This window comes from Flavobacterium beibuense F44-8 (assembly GCF_000769915.1).
GTDB classification, from domain to species: domain Bacteria; phylum Bacteroidota; class Bacteroidia; order Flavobacteriales; family Flavobacteriaceae; genus Flavobacterium; species Flavobacterium beibuense.
On record NZ_JRLV01000054.1, the window covers coordinates 1 to 672 of the forward strand.

The 672-nt window shown below is 30.8% G+C and carries 1 protein-coding gene; it reads right to left on the reverse strand.

Annotated features, from left to right (window positions below):
• Nucleotides 1–425 (reverse strand): hypothetical protein (locus tag Q763_RS17275; RefSeq protein ID WP_035136323.1); only part of this gene is annotated, 425 nt, incomplete at its 3' end.
• Nucleotides 426–672: the final 247 nt, after the last annotated feature.

A 672-nucleotide genomic window follows, 5' to 3' on the forward strand; every position in this document is an offset into this window, starting at 1 on the left:
TCAAAATAATCACAATAAAAATCGTTTGGAAAATCAAGCCCGCCTTCTACTTCAAAATAATAGTATTTAGGATAACCTGCAAGTAGCCTGTAATAAATAACTTCTCCGTCTTCTGCCTCAAGTGTTAGTTTAACAGTATCGTTAGGATCACTGGAAACCACTTTAAAAACCCTGTTTTCCAGAGATTTGGGGTCAGAAGTTTCAAATCCTATTTCATGATAGGTATGGATATTATATTTATCTTTATAAAAATTATGATAGCCTTTTTGTATTTTTATTTCCTTATCAGTAAGCGGTCTTATTGTAACGGTTTTACCCACTAAAAGCTCCGGGCGTTTAAAAGGAAAAATTTCCGGTTTTTTTTCTTCCTGTGCTATTGCAAGCACACTAAATAGTAAAACTAATGCTAATGTAAACTGTTTCATTATTGATGTGGTTTGTTTGTATGATTTTTTTCAGATATAGAGATTGTTTGTTGGCTTCAAAATAAAAAACATCTACAATGTTATTTGTATAAATACCACTTCGCAGAGTGAAAACCTCATTAACATCAAGAGATTTTTCCTAACATCAAAATGACAAAATACAATACAAAACTGCTTTTAAGACCGTTTTTTATTTATAAATCTATGTTGTAAAGCACTTAGTTTTGTGCCATTCTTTCTTCAATAG